Source organism: Bartonella sp. AA1HLJMS, assembly GCF_042197445.1.
Lineage (GTDB): Bacteria > Pseudomonadota > Alphaproteobacteria > Rhizobiales > Rhizobiaceae > Bartonella.
In genome coordinates, this window is the sequence record NZ_JBHIRW010000158.1 from 1 (window position 1) to 1,641 (window position 1,641).

Annotated in this window: 1 pseudogene; it reads left to right on the forward strand. The window is 42.7% G+C overall.

The features are described from left to right. Positions 1-1,641 (forward strand): annotated as a pseudogene (locus ACFIQE_RS10195) (hypothetical protein); the annotation flags it as partial.

Here is a 1,641-nt window from a genome sequence, read left to right on the forward strand (position 1 = left end):
AAAATTATATGCCCCACAAGCTGCGAGTGAATTAAAACGTTCTCGTTTTTCTTTTGTTAAAGTTCTTTCGTTGGCTATAGCGGCTACATTCTTATCGAATGTTACTCCTAGTTTTTCGGCAAATGTCGATTTAAGCAAAATGTTCCTTGAAGGTGTCGAGAGCGCTGTTGTAGGAGCTCCACAAAATGTTATCTCTGCTTATGATCGCGATAACAGTGATTTAGAGGCTTCTAGTGCATCAAAGGAAAATTATATAACAGCGTTGAGTGTTGCGACGACACCTAAGGTGGATGTTGCCAGTGACTACGCAAATTTTCTCATCAATACTCTTTCTAGTAACAGTGATAATAATTCCACAATAAATGCTTTGACGACAAATGCTTTGACAACAAGACAACTCATTCCTGTTAGTCAACTGCAGCGAGGTGGTGACAGAGGTATTGAGTTGGGTGAGGGGGCGAATGCGCCCTCTGTGTCGTCTATTGCGATAGGCAATAAGCAAGACTGTGAAGGCAAAAACTGTTATTACTACGCTGCACGTGCGTTAGCTGAAAGAGCGATAGCTATCGGTTTATCAGCTTATGTTGAAAATTATGAGGGGATTGGTATTGGTACTAATGCAACAGTATCAGCTGATAATGGTGTAGGTGTAGGTGCCTTTACACAGGCGACAGCAAAAAATGCTATCGCTTTGGGGTATGCAGCAAAGGCGACAGGTTTGAGTAGTATTTCTATAGGGCGCTCGGCGCACTCTTTGGGCCAGCATAGTATCGCAATAGGTTCTGAAGATACTAAAGATGATTATACAACTGCGAAGGCTGATTATTCAACGGCTGTTGGTTCTGTTTCTAAAGCTTTGGAATATGCTACGACTGCTATAGGACATCGTGCAAAGTCAGCCGCAAAGAATGCTACTGCTTTGGGTTTTTATTCAGAAGCAACGGCAGAAGGAAGTGTTGCTCTAGGAAGCGATTCTGTATCTGATAGGGCTGCCTCTGCTTTGGGTTACACTTCTTTGTTGCAGGGTCCTTCACAAAGCGCCGAGGCGCAATGGAAAAGTACGCGGGGCGCAGTGAGTGTTGGTAATTTTGCTAAGGGTATAACGCGACAAATTACAGGCGTAGCAGCTGGGAGTGAATCTACCGATGCAGTTAATCTTAGACAGTTAAAAGACTTAGAAAGTGTCGTAAGAAATGAAGTTGCTGATGTAAGAGGCAGTATTCTTCTTAAGAAAAATGATGAGACAAAAGTTATCACTATTGGTAAGGATCTATGGGAACGATTTGATCTTGATTTTAGCGGCCCTAAAAGCGACCCTCGGACCATTTCAGGTGTGGGCGCTGGAATGCTTTCGGAAGAGTCGACGGAAGCAGTCAATGGTTCTCAGTTGTTTACTACAAATCAAAATGTTACAACTGTAGCCACGAATATAGCCAAGTATTTAGGTGGTGGCGCTAAATATGAAAATGGCGCGTGGACCGCTCCTAAATTTACTGTTAAGTCCGTTAAGGATGATGGCGAAACAGAAAACAAAGAATATCCTGATGTAGCGGATGCACTTGCCGGTGTTGGAAGTTCTATCACGAATGTTCAGAATAAATTGACTGAACAGGTTAATAATGTGATTACCAAAGTGGAAAG